This window comes from Chromobacterium haemolyticum DSM 19808 (assembly GCF_000711885.1).
Taxonomy (GTDB): Bacteria; Pseudomonadota; Gammaproteobacteria; order Burkholderiales; family Chromobacteriaceae; genus Chromobacterium; species Chromobacterium haemolyticum.
Genome location: NZ_JONK01000027.1, coordinates 1 through 26,306 on the forward strand (window position 1 = coordinate 1; position 26,306 = coordinate 26,306).

Here is a 26,306-nt window from a genome sequence, read left to right on the forward strand (position 1 = left end):
TTAAGCTAACCGATACTAATTGCTCGTGAGGCTTGATCCTATCATTTGAGTGGCTTGGGAGACTGAGCGACGAAGTGTGGATGTGCGACACAATTGAATACCGAATATATGTGGGCTGATCAAAGATCAGCCCAGGCTTCTTCTAGTTTGTACCAGTTTATGTCTGGTGGCCATAGCGAGGTGGTCCCACGCCTTCCCATCCCGAACAGGACCGTGAAACGCCTTAGCGCCGATGATAGTGTGGCATTCGCCATGTGAAAGTAGGACACCGCCAGACGCCCGATTGCGAAGCCCAGCTCAGACGAGCTGGGCTTTTGCATTGGTGTTCAGATCTTGCCAAGCCTCTCCATGGGAGGCTTTCGCGTTTGCAGGGCTCAGTAGTAACTGACGACCAATTGGCCGCGCTGGCTGTTTTTGGGCGTGGCGATGCTGAAGCTGCGCAGATTATCGCTGCGACCCAGGTCGTAGCCGTTCGCGGCGGCTTGGCTGCTGGATTTTGCGTCGGCGTTGGCCCGCACAAGAAGGTTCTCGCCGTTGGTCGCGAGGGCCTGGATGTGGACCGGAGCTTTGCATTTGCCGACTTCCAGCCGACTAGGGCCATTGAGGCCGCTGGGCGCGTTGAGCGCGAGTGGACATTGAGCCTCGACGATGCGGCCGTTGAAGATGATGACGCCGCCGTCGGCCAGTGCGACCGACGACAGCAGCAGGCAAGCCATGGCGGCAAGCGACGCTGGTTGTTTCATATGAATACCCCGTTTGATCGAATAAGCTTGTTCCCAACGACTCTGGCGGCCGTTGTGGCGGTGTGGCCTTCTAGATATAGGCGGTATCCAGTTTGATTCCAGCAAAAAATTAATATGTTAAAACCGTGTTTAATAGTAAATATCTATAAAAGTTACAAATCAAGCCTTTATTAATCCAATTTTGTTTAAAATTTGCGTGACAAAAGCCGCTCTCCGGTTTCGGATGAGCGGCTTTTTGCATTCGAGCGACTGGGAGGCGCTCAGTTGGCCTGGCTGGCGCGTTGTTCCTGCTCTCGCTGGCGTTCCGTTTTGATGATTTTGTAGATCCATTGCAGCGAGACGCCGTAACGACGCGCCAGTTCGGCGTGGTTGCCGCCGGTGAATTCGCGGTAGATCTGCTGGTCGCGCTGGGAGGATTTATAGGACAGGCCGATGGGGAAATAGATGTTCTGTCCGCCCCAGTGCTTGGCCATGCGTTCGGCGATTTCCTGGCCCAGTTGTTCCGCTTGCTGCTGCTCGGTGTTGGCGAGCTGCCTCAGCGTCATGGCCACGTGTTGTGCCAGATCTACGAGCAGTTCCGGTCCTTTGCTGCGAAAGCGCGCTTGCATGGCGTTGTCCTTTGGCGACGGTGTCGATGAAGGACATTATCGTCATCTTCGCGCGCGCGGCCCGGATGACGCGTGTCAGCGCCGACCGGGGCGCGTTGGCGGCCGCTTTTCTGTAAAGCGCGTTAAAAGACCGCCAGGACCCTGGTGGCGCATCCTTGCCCTCGTTCGATGGCCAGGCGCCGTCGGCAACCGTCATTGCGAGTGATCTCGCCTTTCTTCCCACGATGTCCAGGAGCCCGCCCGTGGCCAGCACTTCCCAAATTGTTGACGCGCTGTTGGCGCGTTTGCGCGGCGCTTTGCCGTCATTGAGCGTCGAGCATTGCGCCGCGCCGGCCGATTACCGGCTTGAACATCCGCAAGGCGCGCTCTTGTTGAGCTACCGCGGCAGCCAATTCGCCTTGCCGCGCGATGTAGCCGGAGTTTGCCAGCAGCGCACGCTGCAGCTGGAGCTGACGCTGCTGCTGCGGCGCGCCAGCGCGCAACTCAACGATACGGAAGCGCTGGACGCGGCGCGGAGCGCCTGCCTGGGATTCCCCGCGCCGGATTGCCGACCCGCCTGCTTATCGAGCGAAACCTTTTTGGGCTTCAGCGACGGTATCGCCCGTTACGCCATTTCGCTGGCCGCCGACACCTTGCAGGTGGCGGAGGCGGCCCCGGGGCATGAGCCTGTGTTAACCGCAGTCACTAAGGAGGAGCAGTCATGAAGTACTTGTATTCCGGGCCGATCAGCGGCGTCACTCTGGCCGACGGCCAGGAAATCATGTTGTTTCCCGGCGCTGAGGTGGAGATGCCGGAACAGCACGATTACACCCGCATGCTGTTGGCCTTGCAGCATCTGAGCCCGTTGCCGCAAGCGGCGACGGCATCGACGTCCCCTAGCGCTGAACAAGGAGCTTGAGCATGGCAGCCAATTATCTGCATGGCGTGGAAACCATTGAAGTCGAACGCGGCGCGCGCCCGGTGCGCACCGTCAAATCGGCGGTGATCGGCCTGATCGGCACCGCGCCGACGGCGCCGGAGGCAGCCCATACCCCGGTGTTGTGCCTGTCGGAAAAAGACGCGGCGGCTTTTGGCCCGCAACTGGCCGGCTTTACCATTCCGCAAGCGTTGAATGCGATCTACGATCACGGCGCCGGCACCGTGGTGGTGATCAACGTGCTGGACCCGGCCGTGCATAAAACCGCGGTGGCCGGCGAGGCGGTGACGCTGGACGCGGCCACCGGCCAGGGCAAAACCGCCAAGGCGGCGCTGTTGAACGTGGCGGTGAAGAGCGCCGACGGTGCCACCGCTTACGCGCTTGGGACCGACTACCTGCTGGATGCTGTCAACGGCAAGATCACGCGTGTGAAAGACGGCGCCATCGCCGCGGGCGCGGTGCTGAAGGTCAGCTACGATTACGCCGACCCGAGCAAGATCACCGCCGCCGACATCATCGGCGCGGTCAACGCCGCCGGCAACCGTACCGGTCTGAAGGCCTTGCAGGACACTTACAACCGCTTTGGCTTCTTCGCCAAGCTGCTGATCGCTCCGGGCTTCTGCACCCAGAACTCGGTGGCCAGCGCCATGGCCGCCATGGCAGACAAGCTGGACGCCATCGCCTATGTTGACGCGCCGATTGGCACCAGCTTCGCCCAGGCGCAAGCCGGCCGCGGTCCGGCGGGCGGCATCAACTTCAACACGTCCAGCGACCGCGTGCGCCTGTGCTATCCGCACGTCAAGGTATATGACCCGGCCACCAACGACACTCGCCTGGAGCCGCTGTCGGCCCGCGCCGCCGGCCTGCGCGCCAAGGTGGACAACGACAAGGGCTTCTGGTGGTCCAGTTCCAATCAGGAACTGGCCGGCGTCATCGGCGTGGAGCGTCAGCTGACCGCGATGATCGACGATCCTCAGTCCGAGGTGAACCTGTTGAACGAGCAGGGCATCACCACGGTGTTCTCCAGCTTTGGCTCCGGCTTCCGTCTGTGGGGCAACCGCACCGCCGCCTGGCCCACCGTCAGCCATATGCGCAACTTCGAGAACGTGCGCCGCACCGGCGACGTGATCAATGAGTCGATTCGCTATTTCAGCCAGCAGTTCATCGATATGCCGCTGAACCAGGCCACCATCGACGCGCTGGTGGAATCGGTGAACGGCTACGGCCGCAAGCTGATTGGCGACGGCGCGCTGCTGGGCTTCAAAGCCTGGTTCGACACGGCGCGCAATCCGGAAACCGAGCTGGCGGCCGGCCACCTGCTGATCAGCTACAAGTACACGGTGCCGCCGCCGCTGGAACGTCTGACCTTTGAAACCGAGATCACCTCGGAATACCTGTTGAGCCTGAAGGGAGGCAATTGATCATGGCAGGCAAGATTGAAATCAACCGCATCACCAACGCCAACATCTATATCAACGGCAACTCGCTGCTGGGTCGCGCCGAGGAGATCAAGCTGCCGGACGTGTCCGCCATCATGCAGGAGCATAAGGCGCTGGGCATGGTGGGCAAGATCGAGCTGCCGGCCGGTTTTGACAAGCTGGAGGGCGAGATCAAGTGGAACTCGCTGTACAAGGACGTGGCCAAGATCATCGCCAATCCGTTCCAGGCGGTGCAGCTGCAGGCCCGTTCCAGCATCGAGACCTACGGCGCGCAGGGTCGCCTGCAGCAGGTCAGCCTGGTGACCTTCCTGACCGTGATGTTCAAGAAGAACCCGTTGGGCACTTACAAACAGCATGAAAACGCCGATTTCAGCTCCTCCTTCTCCGCCACCTACATCAAGCAGGTAGTGGACGGCGAGGATGTGCTGGAGCTGGACTACCTGGCCAATATCTTCCGGGTGGGCGGCAACGACATGCTGGAACTGTACCGCCGCAATATCGGCGGCTGATGAAGGGCCGGCCGCCGGCCGGCTTGTCGGCACGCTCCAGTTTCCATGAAGGTGGGCCCGGCTTGGCCGGGTCCACCGGAGCCACGGCGATTCAGTTTGCAGGCAAGCCGGCTGGCGCTTTCAAGCCTTTCCCTAAAGGGCTTTAACAGACCCGCAGGGCCGTAAACCGGACAATGAAGCTCATCAACCACGCAGTCCGCGACAAGGAGCTCCCATGAAGATCAAACTCAAATACCCGTTCACCGACGCCGCCGGCGAACGCCTGGACAGCCTGGAAATCAGCCGCCTGAAGCGCGCAGACCTCAAGGCCGCCAGCCATCACAGCCAGGACGACGCCGACCAGGAAGATTTTCTGTTCGCGCGCATGACCGGCCTGACCCTGGAAGACATCGACCAGCTCGACATCGCCGACAGCCGCGCGCTGGCGGACTGCTTTCGCGACATGGTGGGCGTCTCCGACGACGCTTAAAGATTTCGACGAAGCGCTGCTGACCGTGCTCGGCCTGCCGCCGTCGGAAATCGACGCGCTGGCGATGGACGACTACTGGTTTTGGTGCGAGGTGGCGGAGCGAGAGGTCCAGCGCCGCCACGAGCGCGAACAACAGTGGCTGGATCGAGACTGATTTTTCCTGCGCCGCGCGTCCGCGCGGCCCGGGGCCGGCCCATCCGTCAGGACGTCCGCCGGCCCCACCCAGAGCCGCCGGAGCTGGTTTGGCGGCCCTCCCCACATACTCACAGGCTAACACCATGGTAAGCGAGTTTTTCATCGGCCTTAAGGTGGGAGCGACGCTGTCCGGGGTCTTCGACAACGCCTTCCGCTCCGCGCGCGCCTCCTTGGACGAACTGGGCAAGACCAGCTTGCGCCTGCGTGACCGCCAGCGAGAGCTGAGCGACAGCGTGGAGCGTTCCCGCAAGGCTTTCGCCGCGCTGGATCTGCCGCAGCTGGAGCGCGACCATCACAAGCTGGAGCTGACGCTGGACCGTTTGCGTCAGCGGCACGACGCCTGGCTGGACAGCGTCAAACGCGGCCAGGGCGTCAAGCTCGCCCTGCCCGGCGTGTCCCAGGTCAGCGAACTGGTGGCCAAGTGCCGCGTCGAGTTGCAGGCCTCGGTGAAGGTCAAGGCGGTGATCGAAGTGGAACAGCGGGTGCTGGAAAGCCAGGAGCGGCAAAAAGACGCCACCTGCAATCCTCGCCCGCCAACCTGCCCAAAACGGCCGACACCCCGCGGCGACGGCGACGACAAAGCCAAAGACGCGCCCCCCGATCTCGAATCCACTCTCAAGCGTCTGCGCACGCCCGGCATCCAGCGATGGATAGGCGTGGCCGACGCTGTTCAGCTGTCCTCGCGCTGGCTGTCCGACGCCGCCGGCAAAACCCACGAAGTCCTATCCAAAGGCCTGGGCAATAAAGCGCTGCGCTATGTGCACGGCAAGCTCAACCCGCTGCTGGGCGGCAAGCTGCCCAGCGTGGACAGCATGCTCGGGGCGCTGGAAAGCACCCGCGACGCCGGCGACACCATCGCCAAGGGCGCGGCCAGGGTGGGCCGGGCGCTGCGTCGTTACGCCGATGCTCCGGGCAGTGTGTTGGCCAAGATCGCCGCAGCCAGCGAGGCGCTGTTGAAAGAAGACGGCGCCAAGTCTGCCGCGTCGGGCAAGACGGGCGGCGCGGCCGCCAAGGGCAAGGCCGGCGGCGGCAAGATCCGCTCCGCCATTCGGCTATTGCAAGGCCTGCCGGCGCCGGACGCCGCGCCCTTGATCGAATTCAACGATAAGCTGGGCAGCATCAGCCGCGATGTGGCGAAGGCGGCCGGCACGGTACACAAGACCTTGTCGCAAGGCATGGGCAACAAGGCGCTGCGCTATGTGCACGGCAAGCTCAATCCGCTGCTGGGCGGCAAGCTGCCCAGCGTGGAAAGCATACTCGGTTCGGTGAAAGCGCTGGAAGAGGGCGCAACCAAGGCCGGCGAGATCAGCGACAAGGTGGGCAAATCGCTGCGCCGCTATCAGGACACCAAGGGCGGCTTGCTGAGCAAACTGTGGGCCGCCGGCACCGAATGGTTCAAGGAAGACAAACCGGGCGCCACCCAGAGCCAGGCCGACAAGCCGGGCGACTGCATGGAGGCCAAGCCCGAGAACTGCTGCTGTTGCTGCCAGCCGGTCACGCGCGACATCGACAAGCCCGGCGACAGCATGGACCCGGACCGGGACGAGCGCAAAAAGGAAGACAAGCGCGATAAGGAGAAAAAGAACGATCGGCGGGAGCGGGGCCGCAAGGAGCGGCGACCCAGACCCAAGCCGCGTCCCAAGCCCAGCCCGAAACGGAGGCCCAGTCCGAGACCTAAGCCCAGTCCGAAGCCGAATCCCAGAAGGAGTCCGCGTCCGCGGCGTTTACCTAAGGGACGTGGCCTGCCTGGCGGCATCGGCGACCTGTTCCGCCGCGGCGCGGCCTTGGCCAAAGCCGGCGTCAAAGGCCTGGGCAATGCGCTGAAGCAAGTGCCGGGCATGTTGCGCGGCGGCGTGCAGAAGACGGGAGACTGGCTCAAGAGCTTGCCGGGCAAGGCCAAGGCCGGCGCGCAGAGCGCGGCCAAGGCGGCGGGTTCGGCGGCGAGCCGCATCGGCGCCGGGATGAAGCGCCTGCCTGGATTGGCGCGCGGCGGTGTCAGCGGCGCGGCGAAGCTGGCCAGGGCGGCGGCCCAGCGGGCGGCTCCGTTGTTGAAGGCGGGGGTTGGCGTGGCCAAGGCCGGCCTCGGCATCGGCAAGGAAGTGTTCAAGCGCACCGGAGGCCTGCTCAAGGCCGGCATCGCCGGCTCGGTGATCACGGTGATGGAGGCCGGCCAGGAAGCCTGGAACGTCAGCAAGTCCAACCGCAGCCAGACAGAGAAGAACAAGGAGTACTGGAAGATAGGCGGCAAGGCTGGCGGCTCCATAGGCGGCGCGGCGATGGGCGCGGCCATCGGCAGCATGATCCTGCCCGGCGTCGGCACTCTGGTGGGGGGGGTTATCGGCCACTTCGCCGGCAAATACGCTGGGGAATGGGCCGGCGGCAAGGTGGGCAACGCCATCCACGGCGCGCCCATGCCCGGCAAGGCCAAGCAGCCGCCCGCCGCGCCTCCGCCCGCGGCTACCCAGCCGCCGTCGCGGCCGCCCAAGGTGGACTTCAACAAGCCGACCGGCATGCGCGGCGGGGGCAACGCGGAAGTGACGGCCAGCGTCTCGGTGTCCGCCCAGGCGGAAGTGCGCGCACGGCAGCTGCAACGCCTGCAACAAGGCGTCGCGGCGGCCAAGGCGCCCGCCAAGAACGCCGGCGGCGGGATGAACGTCACCTTTGCGCCGCACATCACCGTTACTGCCAGCGCGGCTGCCACGGTGAAGCAGCAGGTGCAGCAAGCGGTGCAGTTGTCCTACGCCGAGTTTGAACGCCTGATGCGGCGCTACGAGGCGGATAGGCAACGGCGTAGCTATAGCGCCCGCGCTTGAGCCGCGGAGCCTGGCGCGCTCGCGCGCCGGGTCCTCTTTCCACCCATTCGGAGGGCAACCCATGTACGCGGTACTGGGCAATATCGAGTTTGATCTGATCAGTTATTTCGACGGCCTGGAACAGCGCAGCGGCAGCGACTTCGCCGAACACGGCCGCATCGGCGGCAAGCCGGTGCTGCAATTCGTCGGCGACAAGCTGGACGAAATCCGCATCGACCTGGTGCTGCACGCCGCCTACTGCCAGCCGGACGAGGAGTTGCAAAAGCTGCAGGCGGCGAGGCTGCAGCACCAGGCCTTGGCGTTTGTGCTGGGCAACGGCGACTACAAAGGCCGCTTCGTCATCGCCGAACTGCAAAGCACCGGCCGTCAGACCGACCGCAGCGGCAGCCTGCTGGCGGTGGAGGCCCAGCTCAGCCTGCGCGAGTACGGTGGGGATGCCCCGCCCAAGCCCAAGCCGGCGTTGGCCAAGGCCGCGGCCAGCCTGCCCGCGGGCAAGCTCAAATTGCCAGCCGGGCTGGAGCGCTTCAAGGCCGATATCGCCGGCCTGGCCAAGACCGTGGCTCAAGTGAAAAGCGTGGTGGGCAAGGTCAAGACCGTGATCAACACCGCGCGAGAGCTGCGTCAGCTGGCTGGCCGCGACCCGGCTGCGGCTTTGGAAAAGCTGCCCGGCCTGCTCAAGGAGGTGCAGGCGGCGGCGCCCGGATTGCAAGTCAGCGTCGAGCAGATGGCCAAGTTCGAGCAATACAGCAAGCTGGCCGGCGACGCGGTGCGCGTGGGCCAGAGCCTGCAGCAGGCCAAGCTCAACATGACGGCGATGGGCCGGCTGCTGACAGGCACCCCGGCCGGCCAGGTGCTGGACAAGCTGGCCGCCTGCGAAGAAATCAACGGCCGCTCCGAAGTGGCCTTGCGCGAACTGGCCGAGCCGCTGGCCGGCTTGGCCGCCAAGGCCGCGGTGCGGCGCATCCTGAGGTGACGCCATGTTCCTGAACCATGTGACCCAAGAAAACGAACGCTGGGACCAGATCGCCTGGCGCTATTACGGCGATGTCGGCCAAATGGCGCAGCTGATCGCCAACAACGCCCACATCCCCATAGGCGAAACCCTGCCCGCCGGCCTGACCCTGGCCATCCCGGTGCTGGAGGCCGCGGACAGCGAGGCGCTGGAGCAATTGCCGCCGTGGAGACGCTCATGAGCGACAGCCGCGCGCAGGAGGTGCCGACTCCGGCCTTCGAACTCAGCTACAACGGCAAATCCATCACCGCGGACATCGCCCGCCACGCGCTCAGCGTCAGCTATACCGACCACCTGAGCGGCGAGTCCGACGAACTGGACGTGGAGTTGGAGGACGTGGACGGGCGCTGGCTGGACGGCTGGTATCCGGACAAAGGCGCCACGCTGGCGCTCAAACTGGGCTATCGCGGCGCGGTGCTGGTGGCGGCGGGCAGCTTCGACATCGACGAAGTGGAATACCGCTCGCCGCCGTCCACCGTGCGCATCCGTGCGCTGGCCACCGGCGTGCAGCATCCGCTGCGCACCAAGAACGGCCGCGCCTATGAACAGATCACCTTGCAAGCGCTGGCCCAGCGCGTCGCCAAGCGCCACCGGATGAAGCTGCAGGGCAAGATCGAGACGGTGAACATCGACCGGCTGACCCAGTACCACGAAACCGATCTGCAATTCCTGCAGCGGGTGGCGGACCAGCACGGCTATGTCTGCAAGGTGATGGACAACAACCGCAAGCTGGTGTTTTGGAAACGCAGCGATCTGATGCAGAGCCCCAGCGTGCGTCGCTACACCCCGGCACAGCTGATGGCCTGGCAGGCGCAGGACCAGCTTAGCAAGGTGCCGGCCCAGGTGGACGTCAGCTATCACGATCCGGCCAAGCGCGCGCTGCGCACCGCCAGCGTGCGCGCCGACGCCAAGGCGCCGGGCGGCAAGGCCAGCAGCGCGGATATCGTCAAGCTCACCCGCAAGGCGGCCGGCAAGCGCCAGGCGGAGCAGATGGCGGCGGCGGAACTGGAACGGCGCCAGTTGGAGCGCACCCGCATGTCCATCACCGTGGACGGCTCGCCGCAGTTGGCCGCCGGCAGCAACATTGATCTGGACGGGTTCGGCAAATTGTCCGGCCGTTACCAGATCCAGCGCGCCAGCCACCGCATCAGCCGTCAGGACGGCTATGTCTGCGAACTGGAACTGAAACGGGTGAGCGCCGGCGCCGCCCAAAACACAGCAAACGAGAGGAACAAGCCATGATGGACGTACCCCTGCCGGAAGCGCTGGCCACCCTCAAGTTCGGCAGCGTCTCCGCCGTGGATGCCAATACCCAGCGCGTGCGCGTGCGGCTGCCGGAACTGGGGCGGCTGCGTACTGCCTGGCTGCCGGTGCTCAGCCGCAAGAGCGGCCGCGACAAGGACTACTGGCTGCCGGACATTGGCGAACAAGTGGCGGTGTTGTTGGACGCTCGCGGCGAGGACGGCGTGGTGTTGGGCGCCATCTTCTCCGCCGCCGATGCGGTGCCGGTGGCCAGTGTCGATAAATGGCATCGGCGCTTCGCCGACGGCGCGACGCTGGAGTACGATCGCGCGGCCCATCAGCTCACCGTCAGCGGCGGGGTGCAAAAAGTGGTGGTGGAAGCGGGGGCGGAAATTGTCCTCAAGGCCGGTGCCAAGGTCAGCATAGACGCGCCGGCGACGGAGATCAGCGGCACCCTGCTGGTCAAGGGCCTGCTCACCTACCAGGGCGGCTTGAGCGGTTCCGGCGGCAGCGGCGCCAGCTTCTCCGGCAATATCAGCCAGAGCGGCGGCAGCTTCAACAACGCCGGCGGCGACGTGGTGGCCAGCGGCAAGAGCCTGGCCGGCCACGTGCATCCGGCGCCGGGCGGCATGACCGGCGGACCAGTGTAGGCGTCGCGTTTAGTCTAACCGCAGCGTCAAGCGCCCAGCCCCGATGGCGAGAGCCGTCGGGGCTGGGTTGTTTCATGGGCAAGAGAATCCGCACCGGCGCACAGTCTGCTGCGCCGGGGGAGCCGCAGTACCGCGGGCATTGCTATGACTTTGCTCGTGCGCCGCTCGCGCATGCTGATTTCTCGGTCGTTTCCGCCTTGCCTCGTTCTTGGTCATGAGACCGTGAACACGTTCTTACAGCAAGCGGTTCAACTCGCTGGCCGCGTTCACCTGCATCGCGTGCAGCGGCTCCAGCATGAAGGCGAGATGGCTGCCGTAAGCCCCTGCGTCCTCGCCTTGCCACAGCAACTGCAGGGCCGCGCTGAGGCTGTTGTTGGCGGTATCCAGCTCCATCAGGTGGCGGCTGGCGATCTGGCGGATGGATTGATGACAGCGGCTCAATTCGTCTATCACCGCATCCAGCATGCCCAGCTCCGCGTGTTGCTGGCGTAGCGCCTGTAATTGGGCAATGGCCTGTCCCAACTGATGAGTGGGTTTGCCTTCGGCGGCAGAGGAGGTGGGGGGGAGGGCCATGATGAAAATTTCCAATTGATGTCGGCGCAGCCTGTCCGGTACCGATCGGAAGCGGGCAAGTCCATGGCGGGGTGGCCTGCCGGCCTGCGTGGGCCGCGTTCCCGGCGCCGGGGAACTCCGGCACGTCGTGAATTGTCGTCCAGCGCCGCGCTTGGGGTCAAGGCCGGAGAAAGCCGCCGCGCCCAAACCGCTTAGAACCTGTTCACGATCTGCTGCGCTGCGGCGATACGGCGTTAAAAACAAGCTCAAAATGCTCATGTACCACGTGTACATTCCGCTTTTTCGCTCGTTTTCGCCTTGTCTCGCTCTGGCTCCCGAGCCTTTGAATCCGCGCTTAGTTCGCATCTCACATTTTCCTTTGCGGCTGATCTGGCCGCCAGCTATAACCACACTTGCATGTAATGATAAAAGCATGATTGTTGGTGCGAATTAATACTAAGTGACTATACGTAGTGCGCTGCATCAGAGAGGGCGGGTTCGCCGCCTGTGAAGCGGCGCCGTCCGCAGTCAGCCGGGAAGGGAACGGCCGCCAAGGGGGCGGATGGCACCGGGGTTCCAATACGAAGGAGCACAATCGATGTCATTGCAACAGTCTGTCTCCGTCAGCTCGCGCTGGGGGTGGCTGGTTCTGGCTTGCGCCGCCGCCGGCGTCCAGGCCGCGGACATGCCGGAGGCTTCCGCCGCCGCCGCGCTCAAGGTTTTGAAGAGCACGCCGGCGGGGCGTCACAGCTATTACACCGGCGGGGTGCACAACACCGTCGGCTGTCTGTTGCCGGGCAGCTGCGTCTATCCGCGCAAGCCCGGCGAACCCAGCGATCCGCTGTTTCCTGAATGGTGGGTCAGCGACTGGACCATGTATCGCATCTTCAATCAGGCGGCGATCAAGGAATACCCGCCGCCGTACGCCTCGCCGCCTGCCGGGATGAGCGAGGGCCAGGATTACGAAACGTCCTACGGCGCCAGCTATTACGACTCCAGTTATGTGCCGGCGGACGGCGATGGCCGCGGCGCGATGATGGAGCATTATGAAAAACGCTGCCTGCCCATCTTCCCCGGCAGCAATCATTACAGCTGCTCCTTTGTATCGCTGGGCAACAAGGCTTATTTCCTGCGCTACGCGGACCGACCCAAGGGCACGCCGCAGTGCTGTCAGTTCTCCTTGGACAACCACCCGCCGCGTCGAGATTTCATCAAGCATCTGCCGTACAACGCCGCGCAGAGCACCCACTTGAACGGCAGCGTCCAAGCGTACTCGCGCGTGGTGCAGCCGGGCAGCATCCTGTTTGGCTACGCCTTCTACAAACAGCCAACGCGCGACGGCGGCAAGGGCGCGCCGTACCGGCACCCGCAGTCCTTCTTCTTCTCCGGCGATCCAGGCTCGCCGCCGGACGCGCCCATGGTCAGCCAGAACTACAGCCACTTCCGTGCGCAGAAACCGGACCCGAAACAGACCTGGATGAAGGTGGCCGAGATGTGCCCGGCCAAGCCGGAATGGTGCTGCCTGTTCGCCACCGATTGCCCGGACAAGGGCAAGGCGGACGCGCCGGCGGCCGACAAGGCCAACGCCCAACCCGACCCGAGCTGGGCCACTTTGCAGCCGTAAAGGAACCGCCATGAGTTATCTCGACTCTCCCCGCATTCACTTTTCCGGCTACTTCCAGTCGGACGTATCCACCGTCAACAACAATGTCTGTTATTACGATTCCGACGCCTTCAAGGAGCAATATCAGCAGTACGGCGACGGGGGCTGGAACCCGCAGGGCACCGCCATTTTCCGCTTCGTCAGTTGCAGCGTCACCGGCGCCAGCCTCAACGGCAAGCCGGTCACCAGCAGCGCGCAGGACCCCATCATCGGCATGGCGATGGAAAATGCGGACTGCCGCGCGCCGGGCAAGATGGCGGACCTGGACCCGCAACAGCAAATGGTGTCCCAGATATGGGCGCTGCAAGTGCGGCTGACCGATAATGTCGAGCGCGCGCTGTTCATCGGCGACATGCTGCCGGTGGGCTTCATGAATTTATGGAAGCGTCAGCAAACCCAGGCATTCAACGATCAAACGCTGGCCGCCAACTACCAGTCCATCCTGGAAAACGTGCAATGGCAGGGGCACAGCCACTCGCCGGTGCTGGAGGCAATGCGCAAAGCCACCCAGCACGGCCTGCTGGCCATCGAATTCAATCTGTTCGGCTACGGCCGGGACCCCTCTATTCCACGCTACACCCAGGGCCACATCGTCGGCACCATCGGTCCTTACCATGAGCGCGAGCCCAAGCATTTCATCTTGGGCCGGCAAATGACGGCGCAGGTGGACAGCAACAATATGATGAAGCCGACTGAAGGGGTTTACAGCTTCCAGTGCAAGAATCATCCGGACCGTCAAACCCTGACCGCGGACTTTGGCAACGCGCTGCCCATCATTGACGCCAGCGGCGCCTTCGTTGATCTGGGGCCGTTGACCATGGCGGTGTTGAAACAGCCCGCGCATGCGCCAATCAGCGGCACGCTGGCTAAGGACCAGGTCATCGTGCTGGGCCAACTGGCCTACGACCCGCCGCAGCCGGGCGCGGCGCCCAGCGACGAGCCGTCCGAGTGGTTTCGCCAGACCGCGGCGATCCAGGACTTCGACTATGCCGCCATCCCCGGCGCCCGGCAGGCGCTGGAAGCCTGTCCGCTGTTGTTGCTGAGCCCGGCCGACGACGGCTATCAGGTGCTGGTGCAAGAATCCATAGACGGTCTCTACGTGCGTTCCGACGAGCATGTGCTGCGGCTGAACGCCGGTCAGCAGCTTCCGGTCAGCTTCTTCGCCAGCCGCTACGGCCAGCCGCTGTCCGCCGAAGTCGACGTAGGCTTGCTGCCCAAGGACAAGAACCCAATGGGCGGCGGCAATGCTTTGCCGCCGTCGCCGCCCAACAACAAACCGGTGTTGCCGCCCAGGATCAGCGTGCCGGTGGACGCGGTGCAGTATCCGGCTTCCATCCACACCAACGACAGCGGTCATGGCCGGGCGGTGATCAGCGCGATTCCGGCCGGGCCGGGCAATCCGCGCGGCTATATCGACGGCCAGCTCTACGGCATTGGCTACCAGTTGCGGCTGCAGCCGCAAGACTACATCGACAACCCTTGGAATTTCGTCAGCGTGCTGGCCTTCGACCGCGTGCCGGTGCCGGAACATCCCACCTGGTACGACGATATCCGGCCCATCTTCGTCCAGTACGGCAACCTCTATCCCATCATGAGCAAATACGTGGTGGACCTGGGCGATTACGACTCCGTGGTGCGCCATGTGGACATCCTCAAACTGGCGTTCGCCCTGCCGATGAGCGACCCCAACCACATGCCGGTGACTCGCGACCTGTCCGACGACAAGCGCGCCATCATCCTCAAATGGTTGAAGCAGACGGATGCCCAGGGCAAACCGCTCAAGGGAGCGCCGCCGCTCAAGGCCGCCGTCGTGCCCGCGCCGCGGGAGGTGGACACCGATGCGGTGGCGGTGGCATTGGACGATCTGCAAATCGCCGGCAAGAGCGCGGTGGTGTTGCAACTCCAGGCGCGACGCAAAGCCGCGTCGTCCAAGGATTGAGGGAGAACAGGCCATGATTCGCTTGCAACGCAGCATCATCCACGGCATCCGCGCCGCCAAGACCGCGGCGGAACTGCACTACTATCTGCAAAACGCGGTGGAGCTGGAGCACGCCACCATTCCCCCCTATCTGACCGCGATGTTTTCGCTGAAGCCGGGCTACAACGTGGAAATCCGCCAGCTGATCCACAGCATCGTGATGCAGGAAATGCTGCACATGTGCATCGCCGGCAACATCCTGATCGCCATCGGCGGCCATCCGCAGATCAACAAGCCGCCGTTCATCCCCAAATATCCGGGGCCGCTGCCAATGTCCATCGGCGGCGACGACTTCATCGTCGGCATCGAACCGTTCTCCAAGGAGCTGGTGTTCAACACCTTCATGGTGATCGAGGAACCGGAAGACCCAGTGCCGGTGGAAACCCCCAAGCTCGCCGCCGAGGAAGAGCCGGACTACGCCACCATCGGCGAGTTCTACGACGCGATCAAAAAGAAGATCAAGGAACTGGGCGACGGCATCTTCATTCCAGCCACCGTGCCCAAGCAGGTGCTGGGCTGGTTCTCGCCGGAGCGCTTGTTCCCCATCACCGACGTGGCCAGCGCCCTGCACGCCATCAACATCATCATCGTTGAAGGCGAGGGCACCAGCACCAACCCGAACCAATCTCCGGGCAACCCGGCGCACTACTACAAGTTCGGTGAAATCTATTATGGCCGCCGCATCGTCAGCACCCCGGACGGCGGCTACGCCTATGCCGGCGCCGAAGTGCCCTACGACCCGGCCGGGGTCTATCCGATGGTGTCCAATCCGCAGGACTACGACTACCAGGACAACACCCAGGCCAAGGTGAGGGTGGAGGCCTTCGCCTACAGCTACAGCAGCCTGCTCAACGCCTTGCACCAGGCCTTTAACGGCGAGCCCAAGCGTATCGATACCGCCATCGGCCTGATGTACGACCTCAAAGTGCAAGCGGTGAGCCTGATGGAAACGCCGGTGGCGCCGGGCAGCGAGAAAACCGCCGGGCCCAGCTATCGCTACGTCAACACGCAGGGGGGGATGGATACCAGCGATTAAGCGCCGCTCGCCATTGCGCAAGGCCAAAGCGGTCCGGCGGATGCCGGACCGCGTTTGCCATCTCATCGGAGCAAGCGCACTGGCCGCGGGATACGGAGCCAAGCTTAGGCGGGCCGCAGCGCCGGACCGTCGACGCGCAGCAGATTTAAGAACCGCTAACAAAACCTCGCAGAGAACCTGAGCCAAGGCGTGCCGACGCAGGCAGTACAAAGTGGTACGACAAGGAGGCGCAACGCGGGATCAGGGGTTTTGTTAGCGGGTCGAAAGAGCCGGTTTTTTTAGGAGCAGAGCCATGCCACTGCCAGTCAGCAAGCCAGACCTCGGCGACGCCGCAAGCGGCCGCAGCGCGGGGGCCATGACCATGCAGCGCTTCAGCGTGCCGTTCGAATACCCGGTGTATTTCGGCCGCGGCCTGCTGAGCGACCCTGGCAACCCGCTGTTGCGGCAAGCCATTTGCCGGCGCGAGCCGGAACGGCGTCATCGGTTCGTGGTTCTGATTGACCAGGACGTGGCCGCCGCCCACCCGCGGCTGCCCGCCGCCTTCGAGCGTTACGCCCGGCGTCACAGCGACGTGCTGGAGCTGGCCGCGCCGCCGCGGCTGACCATGGGCGGCGAAGCTTGCAAGAACGATCCGGAGCAGCTGTTCGCGCTGCAAAGCTGGTTGCAGCAATGCCATGTGGACCGTCACAGCTGCCTGGTCATCGTCGGCGGCGGCGCCCTGCTGGACATGGCCGGCTTCGCCGCGGCCACTACCCACCGCGGCGTGCGCGTGGTGCGCATGCCCACCACCGTGCTGGCGCAGAACGATTCCGGCGTGGGTGTCAAAACCGCGATTAACGCCTTCGGGGCCAAGAACTTCCTCGGCGCCTTCGCGCCGCCGTTCGCCGTGCTCAACGACTACGACTTCATCGCCAGCCTGCCGCGCCGAGACCGCATCGCCGGCATCGCCGAGGCGGTGAAAGTGGCGGCGATACGCGACCGCGCCTTCTTCGACTGGCTGGACGCCAACGCCGAAGCGCTCACCGACGGAGACGACGAAGCGATGCAATGGATGATACGGCGTTGCGCCGAACTGCATCTGAACCACATCGGCCAGGGGGGCGACCCCTTCGAGTTCGGCAGCGCCCGTCCGTTGGACTTCGGCCACTGGGCCGCGCACAAGCTGGAAGCGCTGAGCGCTTACGCCTTGCGCCACGGCGAGGCGGTGGCGATAGGGCTGGCGCTGGACTGCCGCTACGCGGTGTTGGCAGGCCTGCTGCGCGAACCGGCGCAACTGAGTTTGCACCGGCTACTGCTGCGGCTGGGCTTTTCGTTATGGCACCCGGCGTTGGACTGGCGCGACGGCGAGCGTCGCCAGGTGCTGGCCGGGCTGGATGAGTTCCGCGAACACCTAGGCGGCGAACTGACCATCACCCTGCTGCAGCGTTTGGGGCAGGGGGTGGAAGTGCACGCCATCGATGCGGATCGAATGAACGCGGCCATAGACTGGCTGCGCGACAGGAGCGAAGACCATGTTGCTGCTTGACCCTCAACAACGGCCGGACAGTCTGCCCGCCGCCACTCTGCCCGCGGTCCACATGAGCTACTGCACCAATATCCACCCCGGCGAAAGCTGGCAGGAAATGCGCGCTCAACTGGGCTTCCACCTGCCGCGGATCAAGGCGCGCGTGGCGCCGGACCGGCCGTTCGGCATTGGGCTGCGGTTGTCCGCGCTGGCCGCGCGCCAATTGGAGGAGGAGCCGGCGCAGGCGGAATTCCGCGATTTTCTGGCGGAACACCAATGCTATGTGTTCACCCTCAACGGCTTCCCCTTTGGCGCCTTCCATCGGCAAGCGGTGAAGGAAGCGGTTTACCTGCCGGACTGGCGGGACCCGCAGCGGCTGAACTACAGCAACCGGCTGGCTCAGCTGCTGGCCGCGCTGCTGCCGCCGGAACTGGAATACGGCAGCGTCAGCACCGTGCCCGGCGGCTATCGCCAACATCTGAGCGGCGACGGCAGCGGCGCGCTGTGGATCGCCACCCATCTGCTGGAGCACGCCGCCTTCCTGCATCGGCTGCGGCAGGACAGCGGCCGCCGCATCGTGCTGGCGCTGGAACCGGAGCCGGATTGCCTGCTGGCCACCAGCGAAGACGCGGTCGCCTTCTTCGAGCTGCATCTATTGAGCCGGGCCGCGCTCAACCAAGTGGCCAAATGGTGCAATGTCAAACGCGAAGAAGCCGAAGCCATCGTGCGGCGGCACCTGGGCGTGTGCCTGGACGCCTGCCACGCCGCGGTGGAGTACGAACAGCCGGAAGACGCGGTGGCGCGGCTGGATCAGGCCGGCATCGCCATCGCCAAGCTGCAGCTCAGCGCCGGCCTGCGCGTGACTCGGCCGGACCGGATGGCGGCGGAAGCACTGCGCGCCTTCGCCGAAGACACCTATCTGCACCAAGTGGTGGCGCGGCGCGGCGACGATCTGTGGCGCTACCCGGACCTGCCGGCGGCGCTGGCGGCTCTGCCGCGACAGCCGGCCGACGAATGGCGCATCCACTTCCACGTGCCCATCTGCCACGCCGCGCTGGCGCCGTTCGCCAGCACCCAGGACTTTCTGTCGCGGTTGCTGGCTCTGCAACGCCAGCGGCCGCTGAGCGGCCACCTGGAAGTGGAAACCTATAGCTGGGGCGTGCTGCCCCCGGCCCACCGTCAGGGCGACCTGGGCGAAGCCATCTGCCGGGAGCTGCAATGGGCGGAGGGCCAGCTGCGATGAGCGGCCAGCGCGCCCTGCCCATTCCCAAGACCAGCGCCCGGCGGAGGCTGTCGCGGCGGCATGCGCGCCAGACCCGCCGGCGCGTGGCCGGGGTCTGGTCGCTGGCGCTGCGGCTGGGTCGGGTATCCAACCTGCCCACGGTGTGGAGCAACGTCCTCGCCGGCGCGGTATTGTCCGGCCACGCCGTGGCCGGCGGGCCGCTGGCCTTGCTGCTGCTGTCGCTGTCCTTGATCTACGTGGCCGGCATGTATCTGAACGATGTCTGCGACCGCCACATCGACGCGCGCGAACGGCCGGAACGGCCGATTCCCGCCGGGCTGGCGTCGGCGCGGCTGGTGTTGCTGGCCGGCGCCGCCCAGCTCGCGGTCGGCGTCGCCCTGTTGGCGGCGCTGGGCCTCTCCGCCTTGTTGGCCGGCCTGTGCCTGGCCGCCACCGTGGTGCTCTACGACCTCTGGCACAAGCACAATCCGCTCAGCCCGCTGCTGATGGGTTTGTGCCGGATGCAGGTTTATCTGATCAGCGGCCTGGCGCTGGGCGCTGGAGCTTTATCCGGCCCGCTGTTGCTGGCGGCGCTGGCGCTGCTGGCTTATCTGATCGCACTGACTTACGTGGCCAAGCAGGAAGGCCGCGCCGGGCTGGGGCGGCTGGCGCCGCTGCTGGGCCTGGCCGCGCCGCCGCTCTACCTGCTCAGCCAACCGTTCCAGCCCTGGGCGCTGCCCTTTTTGCTGCTCAGCCTGGGGTGGAGCGCGCATTGCCTGCGGCTGGCCTGGCCCGGACCCGGCCGCGACATGCCGCGCGCCGTCGGCGGCCTGATCGCCGGCATCGCGCTGGCGGACGCTTTGTTCATCGCCGCCGCGGGCCAGCCGCAGTGGGCAGCGTTGGCGGTTTTGGCCGCCTGGCTGACCCGGACATGGCAACGCCGGGTGCCGGGCACTTGAACGGAGAATCTGCGCGATGGAAACGCAAACCATGCTGGCGGATCAATTGCACGCCAGCCTGCTGGACGCGGCGGACCGCCACAACGCCGCCCAGGCGCTGGTGTGGTTGGATGCCTGTCGTCGGCTGACCGCCGATGCGCCGGATCCCGCCGCCTGTCGCCGCTTGTTTAGCGTGGCCAACCGGCAACTGGCGGCGCTGACCCTGCTGCCCAAGGCCGCGATCAAGGCCTTGCAAGCCCAACGCGTGCTGGCGGCGGAGGCCTGGTCGCCCGGCGACGCCGGCCGCGCCCTGCTGCTGTTGCGGGCCTTGGCCGCCGGCGCGGATCCGGCGCTGGCGTTCGATCTGTATCGCGGCGGCGACAGCCTGGAACAGCAGGCGGTGGTCAAGGCGCTGATCCTGCTGCCCAAGCCGGAAGACTGGCTGGCGCTGGCCACCGACGCCAGCCGCAGCCACGTGGCCGGCGTGTTCCAGGCGCTGGCTTGCGACAACGCCTACCCGGCGCAACAGTTTCCCGATCTCAATTTCAACCAGCTGGTGCTCAAGGCCTTGTTCACCGGCGCGCCGGCGCGGCGTATCGCCGGCCTGGAACGGCGCTGGAGCCCAGAGCTGGAACACATGGTGGCCGCCTACGCCAGCGAGCGACGCGCCGCCGGCCGCAGCGTGTCCGACGACGTCGTTTTCCTACTGCAAGGACTGCATCATGAAAATGTTTGATCCGCACATCCACATGACTTCCCGCACCACCGACGACTACCAGGCGATGAGCCGGGCCGGCATCAGCGTGGTGGTGGAGCCGGCGTTCTGGATGGGCCAGCCGCGGCGGCACGTCGGCAGCTTCGACGACTACTTCCTGTCGCTGCTGGGCTGGGAGCGCTTCCGCGCCGCGCAATTCGGCATCCGCCACTTTTGTACCTTGGGCCTCAACCCCAAGGAAACCAACAACCCGGACGTGGCTGACGGCGTGATGGCGCTGCTGGAGCGCTACTTGGACAAGGACGGCGTGGTGGCGGTGGGGGAAATCGGCTTCGACGACGAAACCCCGGCCGAGGAGCGCTACTTCGCCCGTCAGCTGGAACTGGCGATAGCGTTCGACCTGCCGGCGCTGGTCCACACGCCGCATCGAGACAAAAAGGCCGGCACTCTGCGCAGCCTGGCGCTGGTGCGCGACAGCGGCATTGCGCCGGAGCGGGTGCTGATCGACCACAACACCGAAGAAACCCTGCCGCTGGTACTGGACTCCGGCTGCTGGGCCGGCCACTCCATCTACCCCAACACCAAGATGGACGAACCGCGGATGGTGGCGCTGGTGCGCCAGTACGGCAGCGAGCGCATCATCATCAACAGCGCCGCCGACTGGGGCGTCAGCGATCCGCTTAAAGTACCCAAAACCGTAGAGGCGATGCGCGCCGCCGGCATCGCCGAGCGCGACATCGAAACCATCGTCTGGCGCAATCCGCTGGACTTCTTCGCCCAGAGCGGCCGCTTGGACATAGAAGAAGCCAACAGCCCGCTGGCGGTGGACCAGCGCCGGCTGTATCAGGGCAATTCCGTGCTGCGTGGTCAAAATCCGCAGGTGGACATCGTGGAGTGACATCATGCAACGCACACTCGTTCTGAACGTGGTGGGCCTGACGCCGCAGCTGCTGCGGTACGCGCCGCACTTGATCCGGTTGGCGGAACGCGGCGCGCAGCGCCCGCTCATGGCGGTGACGCCGGCGCTGACCTGCCCGGCGCAAGCCACCTATCTGACCGGCCAGCTGCCGCAGGCGCACGGTTGCGTCGCCAACGGCTGGTATTCGCGAGAGCTGGCCGAGCCCTTGTTCTGGAGACAGAACAACGCCTTGATTCAGGGCGAGAAACTCTGGCACGAAGCCCGGCGCCTGCACGCCGGCTTCAGCTGCGCGCAGTTGTTCTGGTGGTACAACATGTATGCCGACGTGGACTGGAGCGTGACGCCGCGCCCGATCTACAAGGCCGACGGCCGCAAGATTCCCGACTTCTACTGCAACCCGCCGGAACTGCACGCGGAGTTGCGTCAAAAGCTGGGCGATTTTCCCTTGTTTCACTTTTGGGGGCCGGCGGCGGATATCCGCTCCAGCCGCTGGATCGCCGACTGCGCGCTGCATCTGTACCGCTCGCGCCAGCCCACGCTGACCCTAGTCTACCTGCCGCATCTGGATTACTGCCTGCAGCGCTTGGGGCCGGATCATCCGGACGTGGCGGCGGAGGTGGCGGCGGTGGATCAGTTGTGCGGGGAGTTGATCGAGGAGGCTGACCGGGACGGCAGCCGCGTGATCGTCTTGTCCGAGTACGGCGTCACGCCGGTCAGCAACGACATCGCCATCAACCGCGTTCTGCGCATGGCCGGTTGGCTCAAGGTGCGGGAGGAGCAGGGCGAGGACAAGCTGGACTGCGGCGCGTCGGCGGCTTTCGCGCTGGCGGATCATCAGATCGCTCATGTCTATGTGCGCCAGCCGGCGTTGGTGCCGGAGGTGAAGGCTTTGTTGCTGGAGCTGGAGGGGGTGGAAATGGTGTTGGACCAGGCCGGCAAGCGCTTGCTGGGGCTGGATCATCCGCGTTCCGGCGAGCTGGTGGCGGTGAGCCGGCCGGATCGCTGGTTCAGTTATTACTATTGGCTGGACGATGCGCACGCGCCGGATTTCGCTCGCACGGTGGATATTCACCGTAAGCCGGGCTATGACCCGGTGGAGTTGTTTTTGGACCCGGCTTTAAGTTGGCCGAAGTTGGACATTGCCTGGACGTTGTTGAAGCGCAAGTTGGGGATGCGGAGTTTGTTGGAGGTGATTCCGCTGGATCCGTCTTTGGTGAGGGGGGCGCATGGACGTCCCACGCTGAATCCGGAGCATGGTCCATTGATGATTAGTTCTTTGCCGGACAGTTTGCCGTCGGGGGCGGTGCCGGCGACGGCGGTGCGGGACATCATCATGGATCATATGTTTGGGGAGGTGGAGACGCGGCTGGCGTACGGGGCGCATGGGGTGATGGAGTAGGGCGAAAGCCCCGCGTGGGCTTTTTTATGGGGAGTCTGTTGGGTGGATGATGATTTGGGATTGGCTTTGCGGGGTGCCTTTCCTCTTATGATCACGTTGTGTTGAGTGGAGACTGTTCTGTTGTATCCGCTGCGCGGATGATGTTTTTGGTGCCGCTTTCCGCGCGGCGAACGGGGAGAGGGCGGGCCGCCGCCCCCTTCCATCCCCCCTCGTCCCCCAGGACGCGAAACCCCGAAGAAAAAGGGGCCTGCAAGGCGCGGCTGAACTCGCGATTTGCTAGCGTCAAATCGCTCAAACAAAGCAGCCGCTTAAAACCTTGCAAACCCCTTTTTCTCCGGCGCGCCCCGAGGGGACACCTGGGCGCTACATGAGGTGGTCAATTTTCTAGATAGAGGAGGTTGATTCGCTGCCTGGGCCGTTCTGTGGGTAACTTTGCTTCATCATTCTTTCCTGTGGGTAAGTTTTGTTTCCCAAAAGAAACCACGTATCCGACGCGCCCTGGGTCCCTTCAAGCCTGTCGTTGGGTGGCAGGTCCGAGGTCTTAAGCGGCTACCCTGTTTGAGCGATTTGACGTTAGCAAATATCCTCTCCCTGCTCGCCGGGTAGCCCCGGCAATGAAAATCATCATACGCGCAGCGGATACAAAACCCACACACCTAGCCACACCAACCACCCCACCTTGACCCCAACCGCCCCCTCGGCAACAATTCCCACGTTGCCGCCCACATGCGGCACACGGGATTGGCGTCCCGTTCGTGTGTACCACCAGCCTACGCAGCATACTGCGCGGGCTGTTTCACCATGGCTGTGCCGTTTGGCAGGCGCGTGGTGGGAGAGTGCCATGCACTCACCGGTCTGGTACACACCCGGTACGCCAATCCTGCCACGCGCCTGCCTAATACCTCAGCCTTCCCCGGCAGGTGGTTTATCTTGTGTCACAGCAGGAGAAACACCATGCAACATCCTCAAAACTTCCCTCGTCGTCGCCGCTACAAACTGCACTCGCTGGAGCAGCAGGAAGTCTTGCTTCCCTTTGTTCGTTTCTGCCCCGGCCGCACCTATGCGCATTACTGGCAAATGCCCACGCCCCGTAAGGATTACCCCGCCGACAGCGCCTACGGCCGCGAATGCGCGGCGCATTTGCTGCAATGGATGAAGGACAACCGCGAATACGTCGGCAAAGGCCTGCTCAGCCGCGTGGCGCGCGACATCGATTTTGACGACCGCGACGGACGCGGCCAGTGGATGGGTTTCTTCAACTATCTGGAAATCATGATGCTGCTGGGAGCCGACCGGGTCAGGGTCTACCGCCATGTCGATAGCCAACATCAGTTCTATCTGGCGCTGGGACAACGGCTCAAGCTGGAGGCGCGTTTCCGTCGCATCCGCCTGCGCAATCGCTGACCTAAGCAGGTGGGTGGAGCCGTAGGCGATACCCACCAAACCCCGCTGCCGCCGCTTGCCACTGCGCGGCGCGGGCGCAAAAAAAAACGGGGTGGCCATGGGCCGCCCCGCTTCATTCAAGCGGCTACGCTTATTCCTGCAACAGCGCCGCCCTGCGCTCAATCCCCTTCACCTCCACCTTCAAGGCCTTGGCCAGACGCTCGCCGTACTGGCGGTCCGCCTTGTAGAAGTGCGACAACATCACATCGCGGGTCTCGGCATTGCGTACCTTGGCCAGGTCGCCGGACAGATTGCGGATCAGGTCCGCCTGGTCCTGCGCGCTCAGCGAACGGTAGAACTCGCCGGCCTGCTGGAAGTTTAGCGTTTTGGCGATGGCCTCTTGTTGGGTGTTGCCCTGCAAGGGCAGGCGGCTGTGCTTGAACTGCGGGTCTTGCGGCTTGGGAGCAAGCCGGCTGGGTTCGTAATTGACGCTGCCCTGGCGGCCGGAGGCGTTTTGCGCGCCGTCCTGATTGTTGTTCACCACCTCAACCCGCGGGCGGTTTACCGGCAATGCCTGGAAATTGGTGCCCACGCGGTGCATCTGGGTGTCCAGATAGGAGAACAGCCGGCCTTGCAGCAGTCGGTCTTCCGAGGCCTCGATGCCCGGCACCAAGTTGGCCGGCGACATCGCCACTTGCTCGGTGGCTTCGAAGAAGTTGGCCGGAATCCGGTTCAGCGTCATGGTGCCCACCTTGCGTTCCGCCACGCCGGTCCACACCTTGGTGGGGTCCAGCGGGTTGAAGGCGAAGCGGTTCATGTCCTCTGGCTGGATCAGCTGCACGTACAAATCCCAGGACGGGTAGCGTTTCTGTTCGATGCTTTGCAGCAGGTCCGCGGTGGCGTGGCCAACCGATTGGCCCTGCACCTTGGGCAGTTCGTCCGGGCGCAGATTGCGCTCGCCCTGGCGCGATTTCCAGGTGAACTTGGCGTATTGGTAGCGGCCGTCGGCGGCCACCAGTTTCAGCGCGTGCACGCTGCTGCCGTTCATTTCACGGTAATTGGCCGGGGTGCCGTAGTTGGAGTACACCCGGGTCAGCATGTGGGTGGATTCCGGCTGGTGGGAGAAGAAGTCGAAGATACGGTTGGGGTCTTGCTCATTGCTCACCGGGTCCGGCTTCAGCGAGTGCACCATGTCCGGAAACTTGATCGCGTCGCGGATGAAGAACACCGGCAGGTTGTTGCCCACCAGGTCCCAGTTGCCTTGCGCGGTGTAGAACTTGGTAGCGAAGCCGCGCGGGTCGCGGTCGGTTTCCGGCGCGCCGCGGCTGCCTATCACGGTGGAGAAACGCACGAACACCGGGGTTTGTTCGCCCTTGCGGAACACCTGGGCGCGGCTGACGTCTTGCAGTCCCTCGCTGGCGACAAAAACGCCGCCGGTGCCCACGCCGCGCGCATGCACCACGCGTTCCGGGATGCGCTCGCGGTCAAAGCGCTGCAGCTTTTGCAGCAGTTGAATGTCTTGCAGCAGGGTGGGGCCGTTGGGGCCGGCGGTTTGGCTGTTCTGGTTGTCGCCCACCGGCGCGCCGTTGTCCTGAGTCAGGGCTGCGGCTTGGGTCAGAGCGGCGCTACAAGCTAGCGCCACGGTGAAAAGCTTGCGGTTCACGGAAAAGGTCAGAGCAGACATTGGCACTCCCATAAATTATTAGAACATTTACTAAGGGAGTGGCCATTATCGGAACTGGCAATAGTTTTGTTAAATCTTAAATTACAATTTGTTTGATAGTGTTTATTAATGGGCGGCGACGGCGTTACTTTTCCGCCAACAGCCGCTCAATGCGCCGGTCCGGCACGAGCCAGATCAGGGCCATCAGCACGTACATCGCCGCGGACAGCCATTCCCAGTAAAAGGCGGCGGCGATGCCGATCAGGTAGCACAGCGGGGATATCTTGCCCTTGATGTCCTTGCCCAGCGCCTCGGACAGCCGGGTGCGGTTGCCGGGCAGGCACAGCAGGGATTGTTGCATCAGCCACCAGGCCAGCGCGCACATCAGCAGCACCACGCCGTACAGGGCCAGCGGCAGCGGGGCGAAGTGGTTTTCTCCCATCCAGCCCGTGACAAAGGGAATGAGGGACAGCCAGAACAGCAGGTGCAGATTGGCCCACAGCACGCGGCCGTCCACGCGCTGGATGGCGTGATAGAAATGGTGGTGGTTGTTCCAGTACAGGCCCACATAGATGAAGCTCAGCACGTAGCTGAGGAAGACCGGCCAGCGGTCTTGCAGCGCCGCCCAACTGGTGTCGTGCGGCACTTTCAGCTCCAGCACCATGATGGTGATGATGATGGCGAGCACGCCGTCGCTGAACGCTTCTAGCCGGTTCTTTCCCATTATATCCCTATTAG

At 64.3% G+C, this 26,306-nt stretch carries 26 protein-coding genes and 1 rRNA gene; 22 read left to right on the forward strand and 5 right to left on the reverse strand.

Annotation, left to right across the window (positions count from 1 at the left end; translation table 11 throughout):
• The first annotated feature begins 162 nt into the window (after positions 1 to 162).
• Positions 163 to 277 (forward strand): 5S ribosomal RNA (gene rrf / locus BR71_RS14815).
• Positions 278 to 374: 97 nt separating this feature from the next.
• Here rrf and BR71_RS14820 read toward each other — a convergent pair.
• Both BR71_RS14820 and BR71_RS14825 read right to left on the reverse strand, forming a co-directional pair.
• Positions 375 to 743, reverse strand: coding sequence for a hypothetical protein (locus tag BR71_RS14820; protein ID WP_156038999.1), 369 nt, complete (start codon positions 741 to 743; stop codon positions 375 to 377).
• Positions 744 to 1,003: 260 nt separating this feature from the next.
• Complete coding sequence (locus BR71_RS14825) at positions 1,004 to 1,351, reverse strand: Mor transcription activator family protein (RefSeq protein WP_043639086.1); 348 nt, start codon at positions 1,349 to 1,351, stop codon at positions 1,004 to 1,006.
• 242 nt (positions 1,352 to 1,593) lie between these two features.
• On the opposite strand from BR71_RS14825, the gene BR71_RS14830 reads away from it, so the two are divergent.
• The 11 genes from BR71_RS14830 (at position 1,594) to BR71_RS14875 (ending at position 10,596) form a co-directional block, all read left to right on the forward strand.
• Positions 1,594 to 2,055, forward strand: coding sequence for a Gp37 family protein (locus BR71_RS14830; protein ID WP_043639089.1), 462 nt, complete (start codon positions 1,594 to 1,596; stop codon positions 2,053 to 2,055).
• Complete coding sequence (locus tag BR71_RS14835; RefSeq protein ID WP_043639092.1) at positions 2,052 to 2,249, forward strand: hypothetical protein; 198 nt, start codon at positions 2,052 to 2,054, stop codon at positions 2,247 to 2,249. Before BR71_RS14830 ends, BR71_RS14835 begins: the two co-directional genes overlap by 4 nt.
• A gap of 2 nt (positions 2,250 to 2,251) precedes the next feature.
• Entirely contained in the window at positions 2,252 to 3,688 is a 1,437-nt protein-coding gene (locus tag BR71_RS14840; protein WP_043639095.1) for a phage tail sheath subtilisin-like domain-containing protein, read from the forward strand.
• 2 nt (positions 3,689 to 3,690) lie between these two features.
• Positions 3,691 to 4,215 carry a phage major tail tube protein gene (locus BR71_RS14845; protein WP_043592621.1) on the forward strand — a complete coding sequence of 175 codons (525 nt, stop codon included), beginning with the start codon at positions 3,691 to 3,693 and terminating at the stop codon, positions 4,213 to 4,215.
• A 214-nt stretch (positions 4,216 to 4,429) separates the two neighbouring features.
• Complete coding sequence (locus tag BR71_RS14850; protein WP_043639098.1) at positions 4,430 to 4,684, forward strand: phage tail assembly protein; 255 nt, start codon at positions 4,430 to 4,432, stop codon at positions 4,682 to 4,684.
• A gap of 25 nt (positions 4,685 to 4,709) precedes the next feature.
• The gene (locus BR71_RS25010) at positions 4,710 to 4,838 is read left to right on the forward strand and encodes a GpE family phage tail protein (RefSeq protein ID WP_194427266.1); all 129 of its coding nucleotides are present in this window, start codon (positions 4,710 to 4,712) and stop codon (positions 4,836 to 4,838) included.
• A gap of 124 nt (positions 4,839 to 4,962) precedes the next feature.
• Positions 4,963 to 7,692, forward strand: coding sequence for a hypothetical protein (locus BR71_RS14855; RefSeq protein WP_043639101.1), 2,730 nt, complete (start codon positions 4,963 to 4,965; stop codon positions 7,690 to 7,692).
• A gap of 61 nt (positions 7,693 to 7,753) precedes the next feature.
• Entirely contained in the window at positions 7,754 to 8,665 is a 912-nt protein-coding gene (locus tag BR71_RS14860; RefSeq protein ID WP_043639104.1) for a phage tail protein, read from the forward strand.
• A gap of 4 nt (positions 8,666 to 8,669) precedes the next feature.
• Positions 8,670 to 8,885 (forward strand): tail protein X, encoded by a 216-nt coding sequence (locus tag BR71_RS14865; RefSeq protein ID WP_043639107.1) that lies wholly within the window; start codon positions 8,670 to 8,672, stop codon positions 8,883 to 8,885.
• Positions 8,882 to 9,946 carry a phage late control D family protein gene (locus BR71_RS14870; protein ID WP_244269646.1) on the forward strand — a complete coding sequence of 355 codons (1,065 nt, stop codon included), beginning with the start codon at positions 8,882 to 8,884 and terminating at the stop codon, positions 9,944 to 9,946. Before BR71_RS14865 ends, BR71_RS14870 begins: the two co-directional genes overlap by 4 nt.
• Entirely contained in the window at positions 9,943 to 10,596 is a 654-nt protein-coding gene (locus BR71_RS14875) for a phage baseplate assembly protein V (RefSeq protein ID WP_019102546.1), read from the forward strand. Before BR71_RS14870 ends, BR71_RS14875 begins: the two co-directional genes overlap by 4 nt.
• Positions 10,597 to 10,830: 234 nt before the next feature.
• On the opposite strand, the gene BR71_RS14880 is transcribed toward BR71_RS14875, so the two are convergent.
• The gene (locus tag BR71_RS14880; RefSeq protein WP_043639114.1) at positions 10,831 to 11,169 is read right to left on the reverse strand and encodes a hypothetical protein; all 339 of its coding nucleotides are present in this window, start codon (positions 11,167 to 11,169) and stop codon (positions 10,831 to 10,833) included.
• 577 nt (positions 11,170 to 11,746) lie between these two features.
• Between BR71_RS14880 and BR71_RS14885 the strand changes: the two genes are divergently transcribed.
• The 10 genes from BR71_RS14885 to BR71_RS14930 all read left to right on the forward strand — a co-directional run bounded on the left by BR71_RS14885 (position 11,747) and on the right by BR71_RS14930 (position 23,926).
• Positions 11,747 to 12,772: a hypothetical protein gene (locus BR71_RS14885; protein WP_052370621.1), complete on the forward strand. Its 1,026-nt coding sequence runs from the start codon at positions 11,747 to 11,749 to the stop codon at positions 12,770 to 12,772.
• A 10-nt stretch (positions 12,773 to 12,782) separates the two neighbouring features.
• Positions 12,783 to 14,750, forward strand: coding sequence for a hypothetical protein (locus BR71_RS24480; RefSeq protein ID WP_043639117.1), 1,968 nt, complete (start codon positions 12,783 to 12,785; stop codon positions 14,748 to 14,750).
• 13 nt (positions 14,751 to 14,763) lie between these two features.
• The gene (locus BR71_RS14895) at positions 14,764 to 15,825 is read left to right on the forward strand and encodes a ferritin-like domain-containing protein (protein ID WP_043639121.1); all 1,062 of its coding nucleotides are present in this window, start codon (positions 14,764 to 14,766) and stop codon (positions 15,823 to 15,825) included.
• A gap of 292 nt (positions 15,826 to 16,117) precedes the next feature.
• Entirely contained in the window at positions 16,118 to 17,350 is a 1,233-nt protein-coding gene (locus BR71_RS14900; RefSeq protein ID WP_208854886.1) for a 3-dehydroquinate synthase, read from the forward strand.
• Complete coding sequence (gene eboE / locus BR71_RS14905; protein ID WP_081862692.1) at positions 17,337 to 18,572, forward strand: metabolite traffic protein EboE; 1,236 nt, start codon at positions 17,337 to 17,339, stop codon at positions 18,570 to 18,572. The genes BR71_RS14900 and eboE overlap by 14 nt, the downstream gene beginning before the upstream one ends.
• Positions 18,548 to 19,510, forward strand: a complete 963-nt coding sequence (locus BR71_RS14910) for a UbiA family prenyltransferase (protein WP_208854887.1) — start codon at positions 18,548 to 18,550, stop codon at positions 19,508 to 19,510. Before eboE ends, BR71_RS14910 begins: the two co-directional genes overlap by 25 nt.
• A gap of 16 nt (positions 19,511 to 19,526) precedes the next feature.
• The gene (locus BR71_RS23025) at positions 19,527 to 20,225 is read left to right on the forward strand and encodes an EboA domain-containing protein (RefSeq protein ID WP_052370626.1); all 699 of its coding nucleotides are present in this window, start codon (positions 19,527 to 19,529) and stop codon (positions 20,223 to 20,225) included.
• Positions 20,212 to 21,102, forward strand: coding sequence for a TatD family hydrolase (locus BR71_RS14920; protein WP_196783814.1), 891 nt, complete (start codon positions 20,212 to 20,214; stop codon positions 21,100 to 21,102). The genes BR71_RS23025 and BR71_RS14920 overlap by 14 nt, the downstream gene beginning before the upstream one ends.
• A 4-nt stretch (positions 21,103 to 21,106) precedes the next feature.
• Positions 21,107 to 22,522: an alkaline phosphatase family protein gene (locus BR71_RS14925; RefSeq protein ID WP_043639127.1), complete on the forward strand. Its 1,416-nt coding sequence runs from the start codon at positions 21,107 to 21,109 to the stop codon at positions 22,520 to 22,522.
• Between the two features lie 954 nt (positions 22,523 to 23,476).
• Positions 23,477 to 23,926, forward strand: a complete 450-nt coding sequence (locus tag BR71_RS14930; protein ID WP_043639130.1) for a hypothetical protein — start codon at positions 23,477 to 23,479, stop codon at positions 23,924 to 23,926.
• Between the two features lie 130 nt (positions 23,927 to 24,056).
• On the opposite strand, the gene BR71_RS14935 is transcribed toward BR71_RS14930, so the two are convergent.
• Entirely contained in the window at positions 24,057 to 25,589 is a 1,533-nt protein-coding gene (locus BR71_RS14935) for a catalase (RefSeq protein WP_052370628.1), read from the reverse strand.
• Between the two features lie 124 nt (positions 25,590 to 25,713).
• Entirely contained in the window at positions 25,714 to 26,292 is a 579-nt protein-coding gene (locus BR71_RS14940) for a TMEM175 family protein (protein WP_043639133.1), read from the reverse strand.
• Positions 26,293 to 26,306: the final 14 nt, after the last annotated feature.

Excerpts from the sequence above, each read along its gene's own strand:
- BR71_RS14910 (WP_208854887.1), top strand. The coding sequence starts at position 18,548 with ATGGGCGGAGGGCCAGCTGCGATGAGCGGCCAGCGCGCCCTGCCCATT.
- BR71_RS14895 (WP_043639121.1), top strand. The coding sequence starts at position 14,764 with ATGATTCGCTTGCAACGCAGCATCATCCACGGCATCCGCGCCGCCAAG.
- BR71_RS14870 (WP_244269646.1), top strand. The coding sequence starts at position 8,882 with ATGAGCGACAGCCGCGCGCAGGAGGTGCCGACTCCGGCCTTCGAACTC.
- BR71_RS14925 (WP_043639127.1), top strand. The coding sequence starts at position 21,107 with ATGCAACGCACACTCGTTCTGAACGTGGTGGGCCTGACGCCGCAGCTG.
- BR71_RS14885 (WP_052370621.1), top strand. The coding sequence starts at position 11,747 with ATGTCATTGCAACAGTCTGTCTCCGTCAGCTCGCGCTGGGGGTGGCTG.
- BR71_RS14845 (WP_043592621.1), top strand. The coding sequence starts at position 3,691 with ATGGCAGGCAAGATTGAAATCAACCGCATCACCAACGCCAACATCTAT.
- BR71_RS14900 (WP_208854886.1), top strand. The coding sequence starts at position 16,118 with ATGCCACTGCCAGTCAGCAAGCCAGACCTCGGCGACGCCGCAAGCGGC.
- BR71_RS14930 (WP_043639130.1), top strand. The coding sequence starts at position 23,477 with ATGCAACATCCTCAAAACTTCCCTCGTCGTCGCCGCTACAAACTGCAC.
- BR71_RS14840 (WP_043639095.1), top strand. The coding sequence starts at position 2,252 with ATGGCAGCCAATTATCTGCATGGCGTGGAAACCATTGAAGTCGAACGC.
- BR71_RS14940 (WP_043639133.1), bottom strand. The coding sequence starts at position 26,292 with ATGGGAAAGAACCGGCTAGAAGCGTTCAGCGACGGCGTGCTCGCCATC.
- BR71_RS14835 (WP_043639092.1), top strand. The coding sequence starts at position 2,052 with ATGAAGTACTTGTATTCCGGGCCGATCAGCGGCGTCACTCTGGCCGAC.
- BR71_RS23025 (WP_052370626.1), top strand. The coding sequence starts at position 19,527 with ATGGAAACGCAAACCATGCTGGCGGATCAATTGCACGCCAGCCTGCTG.
- BR71_RS14860 (WP_043639104.1), top strand. The coding sequence starts at position 7,754 with ATGTACGCGGTACTGGGCAATATCGAGTTTGATCTGATCAGTTATTTC.
- BR71_RS14825 (WP_043639086.1), bottom strand. The coding sequence starts at position 1,351 with ATGCAAGCGCGCTTTCGCAGCAAAGGACCGGAACTGCTCGTAGATCTG.
- BR71_RS14820 (WP_156038999.1), bottom strand. The coding sequence starts at position 743 with ATGAAACAACCAGCGTCGCTTGCCGCCATGGCTTGCCTGCTGCTGTCG.
- BR71_RS14850 (WP_043639098.1), top strand. The coding sequence starts at position 4,430 with ATGAAGATCAAACTCAAATACCCGTTCACCGACGCCGCCGGCGAACGC.
- BR71_RS14920 (WP_196783814.1), top strand. The coding sequence starts at position 20,212 with ATGAAAATGTTTGATCCGCACATCCACATGACTTCCCGCACCACCGAC.
- BR71_RS14875 (WP_019102546.1), top strand. The coding sequence starts at position 9,943 with ATGATGGACGTACCCCTGCCGGAAGCGCTGGCCACCCTCAAGTTCGGC.
- BR71_RS14935 (WP_052370628.1), bottom strand. The coding sequence starts at position 25,589 with ATGTCTGCTCTGACCTTTTCCGTGAACCGCAAGCTTTTCACCGTGGCG.
- eboE (WP_081862692.1), top strand. The coding sequence starts at position 17,337 with ATGTTGCTGCTTGACCCTCAACAACGGCCGGACAGTCTGCCCGCCGCC.
- BR71_RS14865 (WP_043639107.1), top strand. The coding sequence starts at position 8,670 with ATGTTCCTGAACCATGTGACCCAAGAAAACGAACGCTGGGACCAGATC.
- BR71_RS14880 (WP_043639114.1), bottom strand. The coding sequence starts at position 11,169 with ATGGCCCTCCCCCCCACCTCCTCTGCCGCCGAAGGCAAACCCACTCAT.
- BR71_RS24480 (WP_043639117.1), top strand. The coding sequence starts at position 12,783 with ATGAGTTATCTCGACTCTCCCCGCATTCACTTTTCCGGCTACTTCCAG.
- BR71_RS14855 (WP_043639101.1), top strand. The coding sequence starts at position 4,963 with ATGGTAAGCGAGTTTTTCATCGGCCTTAAGGTGGGAGCGACGCTGTCC.